The organism is Micromonospora sp. LOL_015, from assembly GCF_048060275.1.
Classification (GTDB): Bacteria; Actinomycetota; Actinomycetes; order Mycobacteriales; family Micromonosporaceae; genus Micromonospora_E.
The window spans coordinates 65494-85156 of the sequence record NZ_JBHMIO010000014.1 but is presented as its reverse complement, the minus strand read 5'-3'; the positions used below and the strand labels follow the sequence as shown (position 1 = coordinate 85156).

Annotated in this window: 20 protein-coding genes and 1 pseudogene; 6 read left to right on the top strand and 15 right to left on the bottom strand. The window is 72.2% G+C overall.

What is annotated here, in order from left to right; genetic code table 11:
* Nucleotides 1–214: 214 nt before the first annotated feature.
* The 4 genes from ACFHWU_RS14320 to ACFHWU_RS14305 all read right to left on the bottom strand — a co-directional run bounded on the left by ACFHWU_RS14320 (nucleotide 215) and on the right by ACFHWU_RS14305 (nucleotide 4580).
* Entirely contained in the window at nucleotides 215–340 is a 126-nt protein-coding gene (locus ACFHWU_RS14320; protein WP_416568346.1) for a hypothetical protein, read from the bottom strand.
* 525 nt (nucleotides 341–865) lie between these two features.
* Nucleotides 866–2620 (bottom strand): SulP family inorganic anion transporter, encoded by a 1755-nt coding sequence (locus tag ACFHWU_RS14315; RefSeq protein ID WP_416554954.1) that lies wholly within the window; start codon nucleotides 2618–2620, stop codon nucleotides 866–868.
* Entirely contained in the window at nucleotides 2617–3204 is a 588-nt protein-coding gene (locus tag ACFHWU_RS14310; protein ID WP_416568348.1) for a rhodanese-like domain-containing protein, read from the bottom strand. The genes ACFHWU_RS14315 and ACFHWU_RS14310 overlap by 4 nt, the downstream gene beginning before the upstream one ends.
* A gap of 47 nt (nucleotides 3205–3251) precedes the next feature.
* Nucleotides 3252–4580, bottom strand: coding sequence for an MBL fold metallo-hydrolase (locus ACFHWU_RS14305; protein WP_416590770.1), 1329 nt, complete (start codon nucleotides 4578–4580; stop codon nucleotides 3252–3254).
* Between the two features lie 162 nt (nucleotides 4581–4742).
* On the opposite strand from ACFHWU_RS14305, the gene ACFHWU_RS14300 reads away from it, so the two are divergent.
* Entirely contained in the window at nucleotides 4743–5012 is a 270-nt protein-coding gene (locus ACFHWU_RS14300) for a metal-sensitive transcriptional regulator (protein WP_416554949.1), read from the top strand.
* Nucleotides 5013–5101: 89 nt separating this feature from the next.
* Here the strand turns inward: ACFHWU_RS14300 and ACFHWU_RS14295 are convergent, their stop codons facing one another.
* The 3 genes and pseudogenes from ACFHWU_RS14295 to ACFHWU_RS14285 form a co-directional block, all read right to left on the bottom strand.
* On the bottom strand, nucleotides 5102–5245 hold the full coding sequence (locus tag ACFHWU_RS14295) for a hypothetical protein (protein WP_416554947.1): 144 nt from the start codon (nucleotides 5243–5245) through the stop codon (nucleotides 5102–5104).
* An 83-nt stretch (nucleotides 5246–5328) separates the two neighbouring features.
* Nucleotides 5329–5427 (bottom strand): annotated as a pseudogene (locus tag ACFHWU_RS14290) (hypothetical protein); the annotation flags it as partial.
* Between the two features lie 202 nt (nucleotides 5428–5629).
* Nucleotides 5630–7414 carry a PucR family transcriptional regulator gene (locus ACFHWU_RS14285; RefSeq protein WP_416590769.1) on the bottom strand — a complete coding sequence of 595 codons (1785 nt, stop codon included), beginning with the start codon at nucleotides 7412–7414 and terminating at the stop codon, nucleotides 5630–5632.
* Between ACFHWU_RS14285 and ACFHWU_RS14280 the strand changes: the two genes are divergently transcribed.
* Nucleotides 7307–8260 (top strand): TrmH family RNA methyltransferase, encoded by a 954-nt coding sequence (locus ACFHWU_RS14280; RefSeq protein ID WP_416554943.1) that lies wholly within the window; start codon nucleotides 7307–7309, stop codon nucleotides 8258–8260. The two genes, ACFHWU_RS14285 and ACFHWU_RS14280, sit on opposite strands and share 108 nt — an antisense overlap.
* Here ACFHWU_RS14280 and ACFHWU_RS14275 read toward each other — a convergent pair.
* The 3 genes from ACFHWU_RS14275 to ACFHWU_RS14265 all read right to left on the bottom strand — a co-directional run bounded on the left by ACFHWU_RS14275 (nucleotide 8257) and on the right by ACFHWU_RS14265 (nucleotide 10830).
* Nucleotides 8257–9015 (bottom strand): hypothetical protein, encoded by a 759-nt coding sequence (locus ACFHWU_RS14275; protein ID WP_416554941.1) that lies wholly within the window; start codon nucleotides 9013–9015, stop codon nucleotides 8257–8259. The two genes, ACFHWU_RS14280 and ACFHWU_RS14275, sit on opposite strands and share 4 nt — an antisense overlap.
* A gap of 169 nt (nucleotides 9016–9184) precedes the next feature.
* On the bottom strand, nucleotides 9185–10324 hold the full coding sequence (locus ACFHWU_RS14270) for an SPFH domain-containing protein (RefSeq protein ID WP_416554939.1): 1140 nt from the start codon (nucleotides 10322–10324) through the stop codon (nucleotides 9185–9187).
* Between the two features lie 47 nt (nucleotides 10325–10371).
* Nucleotides 10372–10830: an NfeD family protein gene (locus tag ACFHWU_RS14265; protein WP_416554937.1), complete on the bottom strand. Its 459-nt coding sequence runs from the start codon at nucleotides 10828–10830 to the stop codon at nucleotides 10372–10374.
* A gap of 171 nt (nucleotides 10831–11001) precedes the next feature.
* Here ACFHWU_RS14265 and ACFHWU_RS14260 point away from each other — a divergent pair, with 171 nt between their 5' ends.
* Nucleotides 11002–12300: a serine hydrolase domain-containing protein gene (locus tag ACFHWU_RS14260; RefSeq protein ID WP_416590787.1), complete on the top strand. Its 1299-nt coding sequence runs from the start codon at nucleotides 11002–11004 to the stop codon at nucleotides 12298–12300.
* Nucleotides 12301–12359: 59 nt separating this feature from the next.
* On the opposite strand, the gene ACFHWU_RS14255 is transcribed toward ACFHWU_RS14260, so the two are convergent.
* Entirely contained in the window at nucleotides 12360–13184 is an 825-nt protein-coding gene (locus ACFHWU_RS14255; RefSeq protein ID WP_416568353.1) for a DUF3097 domain-containing protein, read from the bottom strand.
* Nucleotides 13185–13305: 121 nt separating this feature from the next.
* Here ACFHWU_RS14255 and ACFHWU_RS14250 point away from each other — a divergent pair, with 121 nt between their 5' ends.
* A complete protein-coding gene (locus ACFHWU_RS14250; RefSeq protein WP_123602363.1) occupies nucleotides 13306–14097 on the top strand; it encodes a hypothetical protein in 792 nt (263 codons plus the stop codon).
* A 42-nt stretch (nucleotides 14098–14139) separates the two neighbouring features.
* Here the strand turns inward: ACFHWU_RS14250 and ACFHWU_RS14245 are convergent, their stop codons facing one another.
* The 4 genes from ACFHWU_RS14245 to fabG all read right to left on the bottom strand — a co-directional run bounded on the left by ACFHWU_RS14245 (nucleotide 14140) and on the right by fabG (nucleotide 17556).
* Nucleotides 14140–14976: an HAD-IIA family hydrolase gene (locus ACFHWU_RS14245; protein WP_416555019.1), complete on the bottom strand. Its 837-nt coding sequence runs from the start codon at nucleotides 14974–14976 to the stop codon at nucleotides 14140–14142.
* On the bottom strand, nucleotides 14916–15956 hold the full coding sequence (locus ACFHWU_RS14240; protein ID WP_416554933.1) for a ferrochelatase: 1041 nt from the start codon (nucleotides 15954–15956) through the stop codon (nucleotides 14916–14918). The genes ACFHWU_RS14245 and ACFHWU_RS14240 overlap by 61 nt, the downstream gene beginning before the upstream one ends.
* Before the next feature lie 52 nt (nucleotides 15957–16008).
* Nucleotides 16009–16776, bottom strand: coding sequence for an enoyl-ACP reductase FabI (gene fabI, locus ACFHWU_RS14235; RefSeq protein ID WP_416554931.1), 768 nt, complete (start codon nucleotides 16774–16776; stop codon nucleotides 16009–16011).
* Nucleotides 16777–16848: 72 nt separating this feature from the next.
* Nucleotides 16849–17556, bottom strand: a complete 708-nt coding sequence (gene fabG / locus ACFHWU_RS14230) for a 3-oxoacyl-ACP reductase FabG (RefSeq protein ID WP_416590768.1) — start codon at nucleotides 17554–17556, stop codon at nucleotides 16849–16851.
* Between the two features lie 125 nt (nucleotides 17557–17681).
* Here fabG and ACFHWU_RS14225 point away from each other — a divergent pair, with 125 nt between their 5' ends.
* Nucleotides 17682–18956: a sensor histidine kinase gene (locus ACFHWU_RS14225; RefSeq protein ID WP_416590767.1), complete on the top strand. Its 1275-nt coding sequence runs from the start codon at nucleotides 17682–17684 to the stop codon at nucleotides 18954–18956.
* A 27-nt stretch (nucleotides 18957–18983) separates the two neighbouring features.
* Nucleotides 18984–19649, top strand: coding sequence for a response regulator (locus ACFHWU_RS14220; protein WP_416554927.1), 666 nt, complete (start codon nucleotides 18984–18986; stop codon nucleotides 19647–19649).
* Nucleotides 19650–19663 lie beyond the last annotated feature (14 nt).

Below are 19663 nucleotides of genomic sequence, written 5' to 3'. Positions count from 1 at the left end.
CGTGACTTGGCGGAAATTTGAGGAACCGCTGAGGAACTGGTAGGGGATTTCAGCAGCAGGCCCTGTGGCGAAGACGCCGCAGGGCCTGCTGCTACCGGTGACCGTGCCGGACGTGGTCAGACACAGGCGTGGTCAGGCGGAAACGAAGTCCAGCACGTAGTGGACGAAAAGACGCGGGCCACACCAGGGCCTGCAGGATGCCCAGCACGACCACTCAGAAGCCGTCCGCCTGCTGAATGTAGTAGACCAGCGCGCCGATCAGGCCGAGTCCGTACACGGCGGCACCGTGGCCGCCACCGCCCCGGTTGTCCCGGCGGGGCCTGCGCTCCTTCTTGTCCATCTCATCACTCCTCGTCAGACGTGGCCGTCGCAACGTACATCCGAGCGTCGATCATCCGGTGATGAACTGGCTACCGATACCAGCGTGCTCCCGGCCGGGCTGACGCGACAGGCCGACGGGCCCGGATCCGAGGGTCCGGCGTCCCGGCCACCATTTTACTTTCCAGGAGGGACCTGACACATGCTCAAGTTCATCCGACACGCCATCGTCGCGACGGTGTTGGTGGTGTCCACCAACCTGGCCTTCACCGGTCCGGCGTAGGCCGAACTCCCCGCCCCACCGGTCGGCTCGCTGATCGATGTCCGGTTCTTCACGAACGCAGGCCACACCACCGAGGTCGGTAGGTGGCTCTACGGTTCGTGCGACGGCCAGTACCTGGACGAGCAGTGGAGTTCCCGGACCTCCTACTACGGCTGGCGAAGCGTGCCCTGCTGGTGACCAGTGGGCGCTGACCGGGGTTGCCGGCGCAGTCGGCGTGCCCGGCCGGCACCAGGGTGACCACGGTGGCGGACCGGTCCGGCACGGTCAGAGCACCTCCTGCGGCAGGCGCTTGGGCCGCTCGGCGTCGACGGCGGGCGATCCGGTGACCGTGTCGACGGCGTCGGCGACCTCGGGGTGCAGTTGCCCGGCGTCGCGCATCACCGACCAGAGCCCGGCCCGGGTGAGCAGGTCGCGTACCGGCCCCCGGACCGTCGCCAGATGCAGGGCTGTCTCACGGCCGGCGAGCCGCTGCCGGGTCTGCGCCAGGGCGTGCGCGCCGTCAGTGTCGGCGTCGCTGATCGCGCTGGCGTCGAGTACCACGGCCCGCAGCTCGGGGCGGCTCTGCGTCAACGTCAGCAACTGGTCGGCCAGGTACTGGGCGTTGGCGAAGTACAGCGGGCCGTCGAAGCGCAGCACCGCGACCCGTGGGTCGGTGACCAGGCCCTGGTAGCGGGCGAGGTTGCGGAAGGTCGCGGTGCCGGGCACCCGGCCGAGTTCGGCGGTGTGCGGTCGGGCCGAGCGGCGCAGGAACACGGCGAGGCTGAACGCGACGCCGACGGCCAGCCCCGGCTCCACCCCGGCGACCAGGGTGACCAGGAAGGTCAGCCCGAGGGTCAGCCCATCGGTACGCCGTACCCGCCAGGCCGACCGGGCTTCCCGCCAGTCGACCAGGCCGAGGACGGCGACGACGACGATCGCCGCGAGGACGGCTTTGGGCAGGTGGTGAAAGGCCGGGGTGAGCAGCAACGCGGTGGCCGCCACCACGGCGGCGGTGACCAGGGAGGCGACCGGAGTCCGGGCGCCGGCAGAGAAGTTGACCGCGCTGCGGGAGAATCCGCCGGCGACCGGAAAGGCGTGGAACGCCCCGGCGGCGAGGTTGGCCGCGCCGACGGCGACGAGTTCGGCGTTCGGTTCGACCTGCTGGCGTGAGCGGGCGGCGAGCGACTTCGCCACCGCGATGCCTTCCATGTAGGCGACCAGGGCGATCGCGACCGCCGCTGGCAGCAGCGCCCGCAGGTCGGCCAGGGCGATCGACGGCAGATCCGGGGTTGGTAGCCCGCTGGGCACCTCGGCGAGGATCGGCACACCGCGGGCGCCGAAGGCCAGGGCCGCGCTGGCGATGGTCACTGCGGTGACGACGAGCAGCGCGCCGGGCAGTTTCGGCAGGTAGCGGCGGAGCAGCAGCAGGCCGGCGATGCTGGCCGCGCCGACCGCGACGGTCAGCGGGTGCACCGTCGGAGCGGCCTGCCAGAGGCTGCCGACGATGCCGGGCAGGTTCTCGGCCCGGTCGGCGCGCAGCCCGAGCAGGTCCTTGACCTGGCTGACGGCGATGACGATGGCCGCCGCCGAGGTGAAACCGGACAGCACCGAGTGAGACAGGAAGTTGACCAGAGCGCCGAGGCGCAGCACCCCCATCAGGACCTGAATGGCACCGACCAGCAGGGCAAGCAGGCCGGCAAGGGCGGCGTACCGGCCGGGGTCGCCGTCGGCGAGGGGGGCGAGCGCGGTGGCGGTCATCAGCGCGGTGATCGCCACCGGGCCGACGGCGAGCGAGCCTGAGGTGCCGAGCAGGGCGTAGACCAGGACCGGGACGACGGCGGCGTACAGGCCGGTGACCGGTGGCATGCCGGCGAGGGCGGCGTACGCCATGCTCTGCGGCACCAGCATCACCGCGACGGTGAGCCCGGCGATCAGATCGTGCCGCAGCACGTGCCGGTCGTAGCCGCGCCGCCAACCGAGAATGGGCAGGACCCGCGCCGGGCCGGTGCGCTGCTGGCGGGGGTACGCGGTGGTGGTCATTTCGCTGCGCCGGCCCGGCTGATCCGGGTGAGCGAGGCGTCGATGTCACACCCGGCGCCCTGGTTGTACGGCAGGCGGGCCAGCAGCATGCCCATGGCGCAGGTGTTGCTCAGCGCCGCGACGGTCAGCCCGGCGCCGATGAGTCCGGCGACGTACCGGGCCGGCGGGTACCAGATGCTGGCCAGCACCGAGACCAGCACGATCGCGCCGGCGACCAGCCGCACCTGACGTTCCAGGCTCCAGCGTTGCCGGCCCCGGTTGACCGGGGCGCCGGCGGAGATCCAGGCGTTCATTCCGCCGTCGAGGACGGTCGCGCCGTCCAGGCCGGCGCCGGCGAGTTTCGCGCAGGCCTGGTTGGCCCGGTTGCCGGACTGGCAGATCAGCAGGATGCGGCCGCCGGCGTCGGCGACGATCCGGTTCAGGTGCGCGTCGACCTGGTCCAGTGGCAGGTTGATCGCCCCGTCGATGTGGGCGGTCTCGAATTCGGCCGGGGTGCGCACGTCGACGACCAGGGTGTCGGGGTTGTCGGCCAGCAGGGCGCGGGCGGCGGGCACCTGCATGTTCGGGTTGGTGGTGGGGAACATGTCATTCCTCCGTGCGCTGGTGTTCGTTCGGGCTCGTGCGGTGGTGGTCAGGATTCGGTGGTCAGGTCGGCGACGCCGGCCCCGCTGAGCACGGCGGGCCGGTGGCCGGCGCGGACCAGCAGGCTGGCGGCGATGGCGGCCCGCCGGCCGCTGCCGCAGGCGACGAGGACCGGTCGCTGCGGGTCGAGTTCGGCGGGGATGCCGTCGGTGACCAGGTCGGCGAGGAAGCGTTCGACCGACCCAGGCCAGCTGACGCGCGCCCGCTCGCTCGGCATCCGTACGTCGAGCAGCTGTGCGTCGGGCTGGGCCAGCCGCTGCCGGAAGCTGTCCAGGTCGAGCAGTTCGTAGCCGGGGCCGAGCTGGTCGGCGGGGGCCGGCCGGTGGACGCCCTGGACGGTGTCGAGCCCGATGCGGGCCAGCTGGACGACGGCTTCGGTGACGTCCTGGCCGGATTCGGCGATCAGCACGACGGGTGCGCCGTACGGCAGCAGCCAGCCGGCCCAGCTGCCGAAGTCGTCAGTGAGCTCGATGCCGACGGAGCCGGGCAGCAGGCCGGCGGCCTGGACCGGCCGGGGCCGGATGTCCAGCAACTGGGCGTCGTCGGTGGTCGGCAGGTCGGCGGCGGTGATCTCCGGGATCTCGACGGCCGGCATCGGCTCGCCGCCACGCAGATTGGCCGGGCCCATGTACTGGTAGAAGGCCGGGATCGGCATCGGCGCGGCGAGCAGCCGGTCGGCGAACGTCTCCGGGTCGCCGACGCCGAGCAGCGGGTTGGTGTCGACCTCGTCGCCGATGGTGGAGGTGAACCGGCCGGCGCCGGTGGCGGTGCAGAACGAGCCTTCACCGTGGGTCGGGTAGAGCTCGACGGCCCGGGGCAGGCCGGCGAGGCGGTGCAGCGAGCCGTGCTGCAGCCGGGCCAGGGTGCGGGCCCGGTCGGGGCCGAGCAGGTCGGGTCGGCCGGCGGAGGCGACGAGCAGGCTGCCGCCGGAGAAGACGGCGACCGGCTCGCCGTCGATCAGCACCAGGTAGCTGGTGTGTTCCGGGGTGTGACCGGGGGTGTGGACGGGGCGCAGGGTGAGGTTGTCGGCTTTGATGTCCTCGAGGTGGAAGGCGGGAGTGTGCCGGTAGGTCGGTGCCGCGCCGGCCGGGAGGACCAGCTCGGCGCCGGTCCGTCGGGCGAGCTGCGGTCCGCCGGAGACGTAGTCGTTGTGCAGGTGGGTCTCCAGGACGAACCGCAGGTCGACGTCGCGTTCGGCGGCGGCGTCGAGGAACCGGTCGATGTCGCGCTGCGGGTCGACGAGCACCCCCTTGCCCTCGTGGACCAGCAGGTAGGACTGGTCGCCGAGGCCGGGGGTACGGAATGAGATGAGTTCCACGGGTGCTCCTCCGCTCTCGCGTATACCCCTGGGGGTATCTACGGACCCAGTATGTTCGAATGAACGGACATCTGCAAGTGATACCCCCGGGTGTATCGTGTAAACCCAGCTGGGCAGGCCCGAAGCACCAGCGGGAGACCCCCGGACCAGGAGGAACTCGCCATGCAGGTCGAGGAGAACACCACGGCGGACGTGGTCAAGCGGCTACGGCGGGCCGAAGGGCAGATCCGCGGCATCATCGCGATGCTGGAGTCCGGCCGGGACTGCGCCGAGGTGGTCACCCAGCTCGCCGCCGTCTCCCGGGCGCTCGACCGGGCCGGCTTCAAGGTCATCGCCAGTGGGCTCGAACAGTGCATGGGTCCCGACGCCGACGCCACCGAGCGCAAGGCCAGCCTGGAGCAGATGGAGAAGCTCTTCCTCTCCCTGGCCTGACACCGGAGCCCGACGGACGGGCCTGACACCGGGGCGCGACGACCCGCCGGGGCCCGGTGGGTCGCCGTGCCCGGGGCAGGGTCGTGGGGTCAGCTCCGGTCCGGCCGGGTGGCCAGGTACCAGTCAGTCAGCTTGACCGTGTCGTCGGTCAGCCGCGCGTCGAGGTCGGCCTCGGTACGCGGCGCGCCGAGCACCACGTCGTCACCGGGTCGCCAGTTCGCCGGGCAGGACACCCCGAGTAGTCGGCCTCGGCCTGCCGGCCGTAGCCGATCCACGCGCCGGTGCGCGCGGCGAGTTCGAGGTGGCCGGCGATGAAGTCGGCGTGGAAGTGGGTGTTGACGACGCCTTCGATGGTGAGGCCGTGCGCCTGCGCGTCGGCCAGGTACTCGGTGACGTCGCGACGCGGATCGACCACGATGGCGGCTTCGTGGTCTCGTCAGCAATCAGATAGGACGCCTGGGACAGGCAGTCCAGGTAGTACTGGGCGAAGAACATGCCCGGGACCTCCTTCGGCGGTGGTTCACGGCTGCCGGATTCAGTCCCAACATACCCCCAGGGGTATAAGTGGAACGGCGGCTCAAGGTCCCAAGATTCAGCACCTTCGACCCGGTGGGCGGTCAGGCCGGTGGCCGGGGCCGTACCTCGTCCAGTGCCAGCACCGCGACGTGCAGCGACAGGCACGCCTGCACCGAGTCCAGGTCGACGCCGAGAATCTGCCCCAGCCGGGTCAACCGCTCGTAGAACGCCGGCCGGGACAGGTGCATCGCCGCGGCCGCCGCCGACTTGTTGCGGCCGAGCTCCAGGTACGCCCGCAGCGTGGCCAGCATCCGCTGCCGGGGATGACGCGCCTCGTACGCCAGCAGCGCGCCCAGCTCACGCTCGACGAAGACCTGCAACCGGGGTTCCTCCCGCAGCAGGTGCAGCAGCCCGGCCAGGCCGACGTCCGGCAGCCGCAGCACCTGGTCTGCGCGGCGGTCCCGGCGGCCGGCCTCGGCCACCTGGCGGGCCTCGACCAGGGTCCGCCGGGCCTCCCGGACGCCGTCCACCCCGCTGCCGGCGGCGACCACCACCGGCACCGGCTCGGACCGGCGCAACCGGTGCAGCGCGGCCAGCAGACCGTTCAGCGCCGGGTCCGCCGCCGTGGCGTCGCGGACCGCCAGCAGTACGCCGACCGCGTGCTCGTCCAACGGGCTGGCCAGGCCGGTCAGCCCGGTTTCCCGCAACGCCAGGCCGACCGTCTCGGCGAGGTCGCGCAGCCGGGCCTGGACCGTCTCGGCGCTGACGGCCGACGGCACCGCCACAGCCGGCCCGACCCCGCCGACCTCGGTGGCCGCTCCGGGCTCGGCATCGGAGCCGGCGTCCCGGAACCGGACCGCAACGCCGACCAGATGCCGCCGGTCCAGGCCGACGCCGAGCGCCCGGGCCCGCATCGCCACCTCGTCGACCGGCTGCGACCCGTCCAGCAGCGCGGTCAGCAGCGTCCGGTGGATCTGGCGCTCCAGCCCTTCGGCGTCGCGGCGGATCAGCCGGCCCAACGCCAGAGTCGACGCGGCCCGTTCGAGCAGGATCGACCACCGCAGCGGCGGACCACCCGACCCTCCCGACCCTCCCGACCCTCCCGACCCACCGGACCCGCTGGACCCGCCGAAGACACCCAGGACACCCGAGCCGCTGGGACCGGCAGCCGGGCAGCGCAGCAGCAGCCGGCCCCAGTCCTGGCCTCGGGCGCCGACCATGGTCACCAGCCAGCCGGTGTCCGCGTGATACGCGGTACGCCCGGTCGGCTGGATCCGGCGCGAATGCTGCTCCCAGCCGTCCAGCAGCAGCCGGGGGTTCTCCCCGGCGGCGTGGTACGCCAGCACCCGGCGAGACAGGTTCTCCAGCACCACCGGCGCGCCGGCCAGCTCGGCCGCCTGGCGTACCACCTCGGTGGCCTCCGCACCCTCCACGGACAGCTCGGTGAACCGCTGATGGATTTCCTCGGTCGCCCGCAGCTCGGCCAGCTGGGCGTCCACGATCAGGGCATGCACCGCCTCGGTGATCAGAACGAACCGGGTCTCCCGGCGCAGCTCCACCAGCGGCAGCCCGCGCCGGTGCGCCGCCGCGACCATCACCTTCGGCACCCCGCCGTGATAGCGGCGGCCGAGCTCCACCACCAGACCGGATACGCCGACCTCGGCCAGGTCGGCGATGAAGGCCCGCACTCCGGCGTCGTCGGCGGGCAGCCCGATCCCGGTGGTCAGCACCAGCTCACCGCCGCGCAGCAGACTGGCGATGTCCGGCACCTCGGTGACATGCACCCAGCGGACCGGCCGATCCAGGCTCTCCTCGGCGGCGACCACCCGGGGTCCGCCGTTCCGCACCGGGTCGAGCGCCAGCACCTCACGGACGGTCGGGAACACCCGCAGAACGCTACCCGGGCGACCGGCACAATGCCCGGTGTGCCAACAACGGAGATCATGGACCCGGACGACGAGCGGATCGCCGACTACCGGGCGCTGACCGACGTCGAGCTGCGGACCCGGTGGGAGCCGCCGAACGGCCTGTTCATCGCCGAGGGCGAGTTGGTCATCGGGCGGGCCCTGCGGGCCGGCTACCGGCTACGGTCGGTGCTGGTCGACGCCAAGCGGGTCGACCAGCTCGCCGACCTGCCGGCGGAGGCGACGGTCTACGCGGCGACCCCGGCGGTGCTGGAGTCGATCACCGGATTCCACGTGCACCGGGGAGTGCTCGCCTCGTTCCACCGCCGGGCCCTGCCGACCCTGGACGAGGTGCTCGACCGGGCCCACCGGCTGGTCGTCTGCGAAGGGATCAACACGCACACCAACCTGGGTGCGCTGTTCCGCAGCGCGGCGGCGCTCGGCATGGACGCCGTGGTTCTCTCCCCCACCTGCGCGGATCCGCTGTACCGGCGGTCGGTGCGGGTCAGCATGGGCGAGGTGTTCGCGGTGCCGTACGCCCGGGCGGCGGCCTGGCCTGCGGCGCTGGCCACCGTCCGTACCGCCGGGTTCCGGCTGCTCGCGATGACCCCGGCACCGGACGCGGTGCCGGTCCAGCGGCTGGACGCCGCGGCCCGGGCCCGGCCGGCGCTGCTGCTCGGCGCGGAAGGGCCGGGGCTGAGCACCGCGGCGGTCCAGGCCGCCGACGTACGGGTAGCGGTGCCGATGCGGCGCGGCGTCGACTCGCTCAACGTGGCGACGGCGGCGGCGGTCGCCTTCTGGGAGCTGTGCCGCGACGACCCGGCCTAACGGGAGCTGGCCGGGGCGGTCGCCGGCACCTGCACACTGGGCACCATCCGGCCGGCGGACCAGGCCAGGCCGATCCCGGCGGTCAGGGTGAGGACCGCACCGACGGTCTGCAGCGGCCCGGAGAGCAGCCCGACGAACCCGAGCAGCGGGGACGCGACGATCAGCAGCCAGCCGTCGAGCCGGTTGAACAGCTCCGAACGCAGCACCGCGGCACCGGCCAGCAGCCAGCCGAAGCTGTACAGTGCGGCGCCGACCAGAGCGATCGACCGGGCCGACGTACCGTAGACGGTCGTGCCGTCGGGCAGCCCGACGAACGGCACCGTCGACGCTGTACCGGCCAGACCGACCAGCAGCGCCGAAACGGCGGTGCCCCGGCTGCGGGCGGCGGCGTGGATCCCGGCGATCGCCACCAGCGTGACCAGCCCCAGCCAGCTGGCGATCACCCAGGAGGCCAGGTACGCCGGCCGGCCGTCAACCAGGTCGGGTGCCGGGCCGCCGCCGCGCAGTCCGCTCAGGCTGCCGATCCCGAACGCGATCGCGTAGAGCGGCAACGCCCAGATGGCGAACCGGCTGAACCGACGGATCGACCACGCCCAGGCCGCGTTGGTGGCCGGGCCGGCCGGGGTGTTCTCCGGTGCGGCGGCGGCCACCACGGCGACCCCGGCGTCGCTGCGGGAGACCACCCGCACCGGGCCGGACCGGCCGGCGTTGGACGCGGTGGTCCGGGGTCGGGTGTTCCTGACGGCACGCGTCACGGTGTCGCCTCCCCGCGCTGCGGGGCCCGCGGCGGGCCCTGTCGGCTGTGCTCACTGACCGACCGATCGTGACAGCCGACGACAGCGGTACGCGCGGGTTCCTCGGATTTCCACCGGTCGGGTCGGCTGACCCGGCCTCGATCGGCTCGGGCCGGGTCCCGGCCTTGGGTCAGCCGCGTTCGGCCTGCGGGCGCCGCTGCTCGGAGTTCAGCTCGCCGAGCAGCTCGGACGCAGGCACCGGCTCGGGCGCGGGCAGCCCGGGCGGCCGGGCCTTGGCGCCGCCGGCCGCCGTACCACCGCTGGTGACCTGCTCGGCTGCCCGCACCTCGTCGTTGACCCGCTGCGCCTCGGCGGCGGCGGCCTCGGCGGCCTCGGCCGCCTCCCGCTCCACGGCGCTGGAGTCGACCTGCTGCGACGGCGCGTCACCGACCATTTGGCTGAGCCCGCCGAGCGCCCCGCCCAGACCTTCAAGGGCCTTGGTCAGCTCGGCCGGGACGATCCACATCTTGTTGGACTGGCCGTTGGCGATTTGCGGCAGCGCCTGCAGGTACTGGTAGGCGAGCACCTTCTGGCTCGGGTTCGCCTGGTGAATGGCGTCGAAGACGGTCCGGATCGCCTTGGCCTGGCCTTCGGCCTGCAGGATCCGGGCCTGCCGGTCACCGTCGGCGCGCAGCACCGCGGCCTGCTTCTCGCCCTCGGCGCCGAGGATCTGTGACTGCTTGTGCCCCTCGGCGGTGAGGATCGCGGCGCGGCGGTCCCGCTCGGCGCGCATCTGCTTCTCCATCGAGTCGCGGATGCTCGGCGGCGGCTCGATCGCCTTGATCTCCACCCGGGTCACCTTGATGCCCCATCGGCCGGTGGTCTCGTCCAGCACGCCGGACAGGTGCTGGTTGATCTCCTCGCGGCTGGTCAGCGCGCGCTCCAGGTCGAGCGAGCCGATGACGTTACGCAGCGTGGTGACGGTGAGCTGCTCGATCGCCTGCAGGAAGTTGGCGATCTCGTAGGTGGCGGCCCGAGGGTCGACGACCTTGAAGTAGAGGACCGTGTCGATCGACACCACCAGGTTGTCCGAGGTGATCACCGGTTGGGGCGGGAAGCTGACCACCTGTTCCCGCATGTCGACCTTGGCCCGTACGGTGTCGATGAACGGGACGAGCAGGTTGAGACCGGGCGTCAGGGTGCGCTGGTACCGGCCGAGCCGTTCGACCAGGTCCATCCGCTGCTGCGGCACGATTCGCACCGCCCGGACCAGGGTCAGCACCGTGATCAGGGCGACCGCCCCGACCAGCACCGCGATCACTAAGTCCATCGTCGTTCACCTTCTCGGCTCGAGATACTGATGCCGGCTCGGGGTGTTCATGCCGGTCCGCCGCCGGTGACGTCGTCCCGCCAGACCAGCGCGGTGACGCCTTTGACCTGGATCACCTGTACCCGTTCGCCGGGGGCGAAGACCTGGGTGCCGTCGTACGAGCGGGCGCTCCACAATTCGCCGTCGATCTTGACCTGGCCGCCGTCCGCGTCCACCCGCTCCAGCACCAGTGCCGACGCACCCTCGATCGCCTGTACGCCGAACGGCTCTTCGCCCGCGCCGAGCGCGGACTGCCGGTGCCGCTGGATGACCGGCCGGACGGCGACCACGGTCAGCGCTGAGACGGCGGCGAAGACCAGGGCCTGGGCAGCCACCGGGGCGCCGAGAGCGGCGGCGACCGCCGCGGCGAACGCGCCGGCGGCGAACATGACGAGGAACAGCGTCGCGGTGAATAATTCCGCGACCGCGAGCACGACGCCCAATACGATCCACAGGACGGGTTCCACACACCGATCGTGACATGTACGCGCACCACCGGCGACCTTTAAACCGACAAATCGGGCAGCTATCGGTGAGCCGAACCGATCCGGCCACCCTAAGTCACAATCCCTTCTACCTGAGTAACGATCAAGGAGCAGGTACGCGTGTCCGCACCCCTGTCCCCCGACACCATCAGCATGATCGACACTGCGGTCGCCGAGACCCAGTCGTACGGTCGGGCACCCTCCGTCGTCCTCGGCGTACTCCGGGACCGTCGACTGGTGCACGTCGCGTCCGCCGGTGACCATCCGCTACCCCACCCCGACCTGCAGTACCGGATCGGCTCGATCACCAAGACCTTCACCGCCACCCTGGTGCTGCGGCTGCGCGACGCCGGCCGGCTTGACCTCGACGACCGGCTCCGCGACCACCTGCCCGACGTCCCGTTCGAGCGGATCACCCTGCGTCAGCTCCTCGGCCACGCCGCCGGCCTGCAACGCGAACCGGACAGCGACGGCTGGTGGGAACGCCACACCGGCACCGACATCGCCACCCTGCTGGCCGGGCTCGGGCCGGACAAGGTGGCCTTCCCGCCGCACCGCACGTACCACTACTCGAACCTGGCGTACGGGCTGCTCGGCGCCGCCCTGCACCGGATCACCGGCACGCCGTGGGCCGAACTGGTCGCCACCGACCTGCTCGGCCCGCTCGGCATGACCCGCACCACCTACCACCCCACCGACCCGTACGCCGCCGGCTACGTGGTGCACCCGTGGCACGGCACGCTGCGCGAGGAGCCGCGTACCGACACCGGCGCGATGGCCCCCGCCGGCCAGCTCTGGTCCACCGTCACCGACCTGAGCCGGTGGGCGGCGTTCCTCGCCGACCCGGACCCGGCGGTGCTGGACCCCGACACGATGGCGGAGATGTGCCTGCCGGTGGCGATCAACGACCCGCACCGGTGGACCGGCGGCCACGGGCTCGGCCCCGAGCTGTACCGGGTCGGCGAACGGGTCTTCGCCGGCCACGGCGGCTCGATGCCCGGCTACGTCGCGCTGCTCGCCGTGCACCGCGACACCGGCAGCGCGGTCGTCGCCTTCGCCAACTCGTACGGCTTCGCCCGGGGCACCATCCGCGAGCTGGGGCTACGGGTGCTGGCCGGGGTGCTCGACCGGGAACCGGCCGCGCCACGACCGTGGCGGCCGGGCACCCTGCCGCCGCCGGAGATCGACGCCATCTGCGGCCGGTGGTGGTGGATGGGACGGGAGACGGAGGTCTCCTGGGACGCCGACGCCGCCGAGCTGGTCCTCACCCTGCTCGGGCCGGTGCGGCCGGTGACGTCGCGGTTCGCCGCAGCGGGCGCGGACCGCTGGCAGGGCCGCAGCGGCGCCCAGCAGGGCGAGCTGCTCACCGTACGGCGTGGACCGACCGGCATCCCGACGGCGCTGGACCTGGCCACCTTCGTCCTCACCCGCGACCCGGACGACCTCGGCTGACCGGCCGCCGGCGCACCACTGCGGGGGGCACGGTCCGCTCACTGTCACCGCACGGCGGCTCACTGCGGCGGTACGGTAACGAAGTCGATCAGCCGCTCCATCGCATTGATCAGCGGCGTCTCCACGTCCTGGTAGCTGTGCACACTGGACAAGATGCGGCGCCACAGCTGTGCCGGATCGGAAACGCCAACCGCCGCGCAGACGCCTTCCTTCCACGGCTGTCCGGGCGGGATCCGGGGCCACTGCCGCAACCCGATCCGGTCCGGTCTGACCGCCTGCCACACGTCCACGTACGGATGCCCGGTGACCAGTACGTACGGCGAGGTGACCGTGGCGACGACCCGGCTCTCCTTGGACCCGGGGACCAGGTGGTCGACCAGCACGCCGAGCCGGCGCTGCGGGCCGGGCGCGAACCCGGCCACTGCTGCGGCCAGGCCGTCGATGCCGTCCAACGGTTCGACGACGACACCCTCGACCCGCAGGTCGTCACCCCAGATCCGCTCAATGAGCGCGGCGTCATGCACCCCCTCCACCCAGATCCGGCTGGCCTGGGCGACCCGGGCCGGCCGGTGGCCGACCGCGACCGACCCGGAGGCGGTGCGCTGCCGCTGCCGGGGCGCCGTGGGTGCCCGGGACGGCCGGCGCAGCGTCACCGGCTGGCCGTCGAGCAGGAAACCGGCCGGGACCAGCGGGAAGTGTCGTCGGCGGCCGTGCCGGTCCTCCAGCGTCACGGCGCCGGACTCGAAGCCGACGACCGCGCCGCAGAAACCTGAGTCGGCGTCCTCCACCACGAGATCCGGCTCGGCGTCGACCTCCGGCACCACCCGCCGGCGGCGCCAGTTGCCCGCCAACACGTCGTCGCCGTACCGCCGGTCACCGCCCACGTCCGGCAGGCTAACCGCATCGGCCGGCGGTGGCCCGCCGACGCGCCGACCGGACACCCCCGACGGTGACCTGCCGCCCGGCGTCGAGACAACCGGCGGCGCGGCACGTACCCTAGCGTGCATGTCCCCCGCAGCAGGCGCGGCGACCCTCGCGACGCGCCGCTCCAGCCGGTTCGTGGCCTGGGTGCGCGCGTGGCGCGCCGGCCTGGTGCCGTACGACGAGATAGCCGACGAGATAGCCGGCGACGAGGAGCATCTGGTCGCCGACGCACCCGGTGCCTGGACCGACCTGCCGTTGCGCGACGCACTGTCCTGCTTCGCGAAGCTGCCGCCGGACGAGATCCGGCTGGCGTTGCCGGCGCCCGGCGACCCCCGTGGCCTGCCCGGTCCGGGCGAGTTCACCGGCGCCGCACTGCTCGCCGGCGAAGCGGTGGTGGCGCGCGGGCTGGGCGTCATCCCCGAAGTACGCTCGCACACGTCCGGGTCCGGGGTCACCTTCGAGACGGTGCTGTGGCGGATCTACCCGCTGCCGCAGGAGCTGCCCGCCGCCGGGCACGCCGGGCCGAGCGCCGCCGAGGCCGAGGCCGAGTTGTCCACCGCGCTGGCCGAGACGACCACGGCGCTGACCCGACTGGACGTCGCCCACTGGCGGCCGGAGCTGGCCGGGGCGCTGGCCGCGCTGCGCCGCCCGGACGGTGGGATGGACCTGCCACCCGGATTCGATCCGCGGGCCCGCCGGTTGTTCGCCCGGGCCAGCGTGCTGGACCAGGTCCTGGCGCTCGCCGAGCACGTCGCCCCCGGTGGCGCCGTCAACGGCTACGAGGCCCAGCAGCGCGACGCCGCGCTACGGCCGCTGACCACCGCCTGCCGCCGGGCGCTGGTCGCCGCCTGCAACGCCCCGCTGCGGCCCTGACTGCCGATCGCGGCCGGACGCCCCGACCAGATCTCGTCTCGGTCAGATCTCGTCGATCAGATCGGCCACCGATGCGACGATTCGCGACGGCCGGTACGGGTATCGGTCGATGTCGGTACGGCTGCTGATCCCGGTGAGCACCAGGATCGTCTGCAGCCCCGCCTCCAGCCCGCAGAGCACGTCGGTGTCCATCCGGTCACCGATCATCGCGGTACTCTCCGAGTGTGCATCGATCGTGTTCAACGCCGACCGCATCATCATCGGGTTCGGCTTGCCGACGAAATACGGCTCCACCCCAGTCGCCTTCGAGATCATCGCCGCGACCGAGCCGGCCGCCGGTAGCGCGCCCTCGGTCGACGGCCCGGTCGGGTCCGGGTTGGTGCAGATGAACCGGGCACCGCCGTTGATCAGCCGGACCGCCTTGGTGATCGCCTCGAAGCTGTAGGTGCGGGTCTCCCCCAGCACCACGTAGTCCGGCGCGTAGTCGGACAGGATGTAGCCGACCGCGTGCATCGCCGTGGTCAGCCCGGCCTCACCAATGACGTACGCGGTGCCACCCGGCCGCTGGTCGGCGAGAAACTGCGCGGTGGCCAGCGCCGCTGTCCAGATTGCCTGCTCCGGCACGTCGAAACCCATCCGGGTGAGCCGGGCCTGCAGATCGCGGGGGGTGTAGATGGAGTTGTTGGTCAGCACCAGGAACGGTTTACCGGAAGCGCGCAACCGGTTGATGAACTCCGGCGCACCGGGGACCGGTTGGCCCTCGTGCACCAGCACACCGTCCATGTCGGTCAGCCAACTCTGGACGGGTTTACGGTCGGTCACGAGGATCTCCGGGGGGTGGAAGAGGCAATGCAGCAGTTCACCGGGCAGGTGTCCCAGACCGGCAGCGTACCGAGCCGTACCCGGGCGAGGGAGCCGTCCGGGCGCAGCCGTTCCGACACCAGGTCCCGGACCATCGACACGAAGGCCGGGTGGGTGCCGGGGCTGGCTGCCCGGGTATACGCCAGACCGAGCTCCTTGGCGGTCGCCGCCGCCTCGGTGTCCAGGTCCCAGACCACCTCCAGGTGGTCGGAGACGAAACCGATCGGGCTGACCACCACCGCGTCGACCCCCTGACCGGCGAGTTCGCGCAGGTGGTCGTTGACGTCCGGCTCCAGCCAGGGCACCTGCGGCGGCCCGGACCGGCTCTGCCAGACCAGGTCGTACGGCAGGTCCGGGGCGGCGTCGGCGGCGACCAGCCGGGCGGTCTCGGCCAGCTGGGCCTGGTAGCGCCCGCCCTCCGGGCCGGCGGCGGCCGCCGCGCTGGTCGGGACCGAATGGGCGGTGAACACCAGCCGGGTACGCTGACGCAGCGCCGGGTCGATGGTGTCCAGCGCGGCCCGGACCGCTTCGACGTGCGGGACGACGAACCCGGGATGGTCGTGGAACTGCCGCAGCTTGTCGATCACCGGGGCGTCCGGGCCGACCGCGGCCCGCGCCGCCGCGATGTCCTCCTGGTACTGCCGGCACGACGAGTAGCCGCCGTAGGCGCTGGTGGCGAAGGCGAGGGCGCGGCGGACCCCGTCGTCGCGCATCCGGGCCACCGTGTCGGCCAGCATCGGATGCCAGTTACGGTTGCCCCAGTACACCGGCAGGTCAAGCCCGTGGGCGGCGAAGTCGGTGCGAATCGCGGCAAGCAACTCCCGGCACTGCTGGTTGATCGGCGACACGCCGCCGAAGTGCTGGTAATGCTCGGCGACCTCGGCCAGCCGCTCCGGCGGCACGTTGCGGCCCCGGGTCACGTTGCGCAGGAAGGGCAGCACGTCCTGCGGACCTTCCGGGCCGCCGAACGACAGCAGAACCAGTGCGTCGTACGCCATGGGCCCTATTGTTCCTGGTCGGGCCGGACCCCACGGCGGCGCACCCCGAAGATCAGGCGCCGATGGCGTGGAACCCGCCGTCGACGTGCACGATCTCACCGGTGGTCGCCGGGAACCAGTCCGACAGCAGCGCCAGGCAGGCCCGGGCGGCCGGCTCCTGATCGGTCAACTGCCAGCCCAGCGGCGCCCGCTCGGTCCAGGCCTGCTCGAAGGCCTCGAAGCCGGGGATCGACTTGGCCGCCATGGTGCGCAGCGGGCCGGCGGAGACCAGGTTGCTGCGGATACCCTTCGGTCCCAGGTGCAGCGCCAGGTAGCGGGACGCGGACTCCAGACCGGCCTTGGCCACCCCCATCCAGTCGTAGACCGGCCAGGCCAGGGTGGCGTCGAAGGTCAGCCCGACGACCGCACCGCCGGTACGCATCAACGGCAGCGCCGCCATCGCGAGCGACTTGTACGAGAAGGTGGAGATGTGCAGCGCGGTGGCCACATCGTCCCAGGGAGCGTCGAGGAACCCGCCACCGAGGCAGCTCTGCGGGGCGAACCCGATCGAGTGCACCACCCCGTCGAGGCCGTCGACGTGACCGCCGACCTTGTCGGCCAGCCCGGCCAGGTGCTCCGGGTTGGTCACGTCGAGCTCGATCACCGGCGCTTCGGCCGGCAGCCGCTTGGCGATCCGCTCCACCAGCGACATTCGGCCGAACCCGGTGAGCACCACGGTGGCGCCGTTCTCCTGGGCGAGCTTCGCCACCGAGAAGGCGATCGACTGGTCGGTGATGACGCCGGTGACGAGCAGCCGCTTACCGGCCAGCAGTGCGGACACAGGTTTCTCCGTTCGGTGTTTCGTAGCCAGGTCGGGTCGGTGCGGGGTGTCGCAGGTCTTCGGCGTCGACGGTCAGTGCCCCATGCCGAGGCCGCCGTCGACGGGAATGACCGCCCCGCAGATATAACCGGTGGAGTCGCCGGCGAGCCACGTCACCGCGGCGGCCACCTCGTCGGCGGTGGCGAACCGGCCGGCCGGAATGGCCTTGCGGTACTCGGCCTTGCGCTCCTCGGGCAGCGCCGCCGTCATGTCGGTCTCCACGTAGCCGGGGGCGACGACGTTGGCGGTGATGTTGCGTCCGCCGAGTTCGCGGGTGATCGACCGGGCCATGCCGACCAGGCCGGCCTTGCTCGCCGCGTAGTTGACCTGACCGGGCGAGCCGAGCAGGCCGACCACCGACGAGATGAAGATCAGCCGGCCCCAGCGGGCCCGTAGCATCTTCGTCGAAGCGCGCTTGGCGCAGCGGTAGGCGCCGGTCAGGTTGGTGTCCAGTACCGAGGTGAACTGCTCCTCGGACATTCGCAGCAGCAGCGTGTCGTCGGTGACGCCGGCGTTGGCGACCAGCACCTCGACCGGCCCGAGCTCGGCTTCGACCGCGCCGAAGGCCTGGTCGACCGAGTCGGCGTCGGTGACGTCACACCGTACGCCGAGCAGGCCGTCCTGCTCGGCGAAGCTGGACCGGTAGGTGACCGCGACCCGGTCGCCCTGCTTCGCGAACGTCTGCGCGATCGCCAGGCCGATGCCCCGGTTACCGCCGGTGACCAGTACGGTGCGGGCCACGTTTCCCCCTCGTCTCGGATGATCCGGCTTGGAGACTAGGTGCTACCCCCGGGTAAGCAGTAACCCGGGGGTACTAGCCCCACGGTGTCATGACATCGGCACGATCCGGTCGTAGCCTCGCACGGGTGAGCGGCTCGGTGGTCCCCCAGACAGTTCGAGCCCTGCGACGACTGGTCGTCGGACCGGACTATCCGCCAGCGCCGGCCGCCCGGCCCCACGGCTGGTGGCATGCCGTCGGACGATGGCTGGCGTTCGGGCTGTTCCTCTACATCAGCGCGGCCGCCGCACTCGAGCTGCAGGACGCCAACCACCTGCTCGTGCCGCTCGGACCGATCCTCGGCTTCGCCACGGTCGCACCGGCGGCGCTCGCCTTCCACCGACCGTTGTGGGCCTGGCGGTCGTCGTTCGTGCTGCTGTTCGTCAGCGGTACGTGGTACCCGCACCCGGAGCCGTGGAGTCTGCTGCAGGTTCTGGCGCTGCTTTTCGTGTTCGCGATACTCGCTGGCCGGGCCGACCTACCGGTCTCGGCGGCGGCGGGGGCCGTCACCGGATTGCCGGTCCTGGCGCTCGCGAGCCAGGACGAGAGCCGCTTGCTGCTCATCCTGATCACGGTGGTCGTCGCGGTCGCCGACCAGGTGCGCCGGCGGCGCGCCAGCCAACGCGCGCTAACCAACCAGACCGTCGTCACCCAACAGGAGATCGAGCGGCGGGCGGTGCTGGAGGAACGCGCCCGGATTGCCCGGGAGATGCACGACGTGGTGGCCCACCACATGTCGATGATCGCCGTGCAGGCGGAGACCGCGCCGTACCGGCTGACCGGGATGACCGGGCCGACCCGGGCCGAGTTCACCGCGATCGCCGACGCCGCCCGATCCGCGCTCAGCGACATGCGCCGGCTGCTCGCGGTGCTGCGCAGCGATACCGAGCAGGCGGCGCGCAGCCCGCAGCCTGGGCTTGCCGACATCGCCGGGTTGGTGGCCGCCACCCGGCGGGCCGCGCTGGACGTCGAGCTGGGGTGGGACCCCCGGCTCATGCCGGACGCGGTCGCCGAGCCGGTCGGGCTGGCGGCGTACCGGATCGTGCAGGAGGCGTTGGCCAACGCCGGCCGGCACGCGCCAGGGGCGAGGGTACGGGTGGAACTACGGATGACCCCCGCCCGGCTGGTGGTGCGGGTCGGCAACGGGCCCGCCCAGCTGGCCACGGGTGCGCAACGCTCCGCTGGCGGCCACGGCGTCATCGGCATGCGGGAACGGACCGAGTTGCTGGGCGGCAGCTTCGCGGCCGGCCCGGACGACCGATCCGGGTTCGTGGTCACCGCCTGGTTGCCGTACCGCCCGAACAACACCGCCGCCGCCGCAAACCCCCACGCCGTCGCTGACCGGGACCAGCCGGCCGGGTAGCGTGCGGACGACGATCTGAGGACGACATTGATCAAAGTATTGATTGCCGACGACCAGGCGATGGTCCGACAGGGCTTCGGCGCCATGCTCGGTGCCCAACCGGACCTGCTGGTCGTCGGTGACGCCGCCAACGGCGCGGACGCGGTCAGCGCCGCCCGCCGACTCGACCCCGACGTGGTGTTGATGGACATCCGGATGCCGGTGCTCGACGGAATCGCCGCCACCCGGCAACTGCTCGCCGGACGATCCCGCGACGAACCGCCCCGGGTGCTCATCCTCACCACGTTCGACCTCGACGACTACGTCTACGAGGCGCTGCGGGCCGGGGCCGGCGGGTTCCTACTCAAGGACGCGCCGGCCGCCGACCTGGTCAACGCGGTCCGCGTGGTGGCTGCCGGGGAGGGTCTGCTCTCACCGTCGGTGACCCGGCGGCTGATCGCCGAATTCGCCACCCGGCCCGGGCAGGAACGTCCCCGCCCGGTGTCGCTGACCACGTTGACCGTACGGGAGACCGAGGTGCTGCGGCTGATCGCCCGCGGCCGGTCCAACGGCGAGATCGCCGCCGACCTGATCGTCGCCGAGCAGACGGTCAAGACCCACGTCGGGCGGATTCTCAGCAAACTGGGTCTGCGTGACCGGGCGCAGGCGGTCGTCGTCGCGTACGAGTCGGGGCTGGTCGCCGCCGGCGAATAGCTCCGCGGTACTAC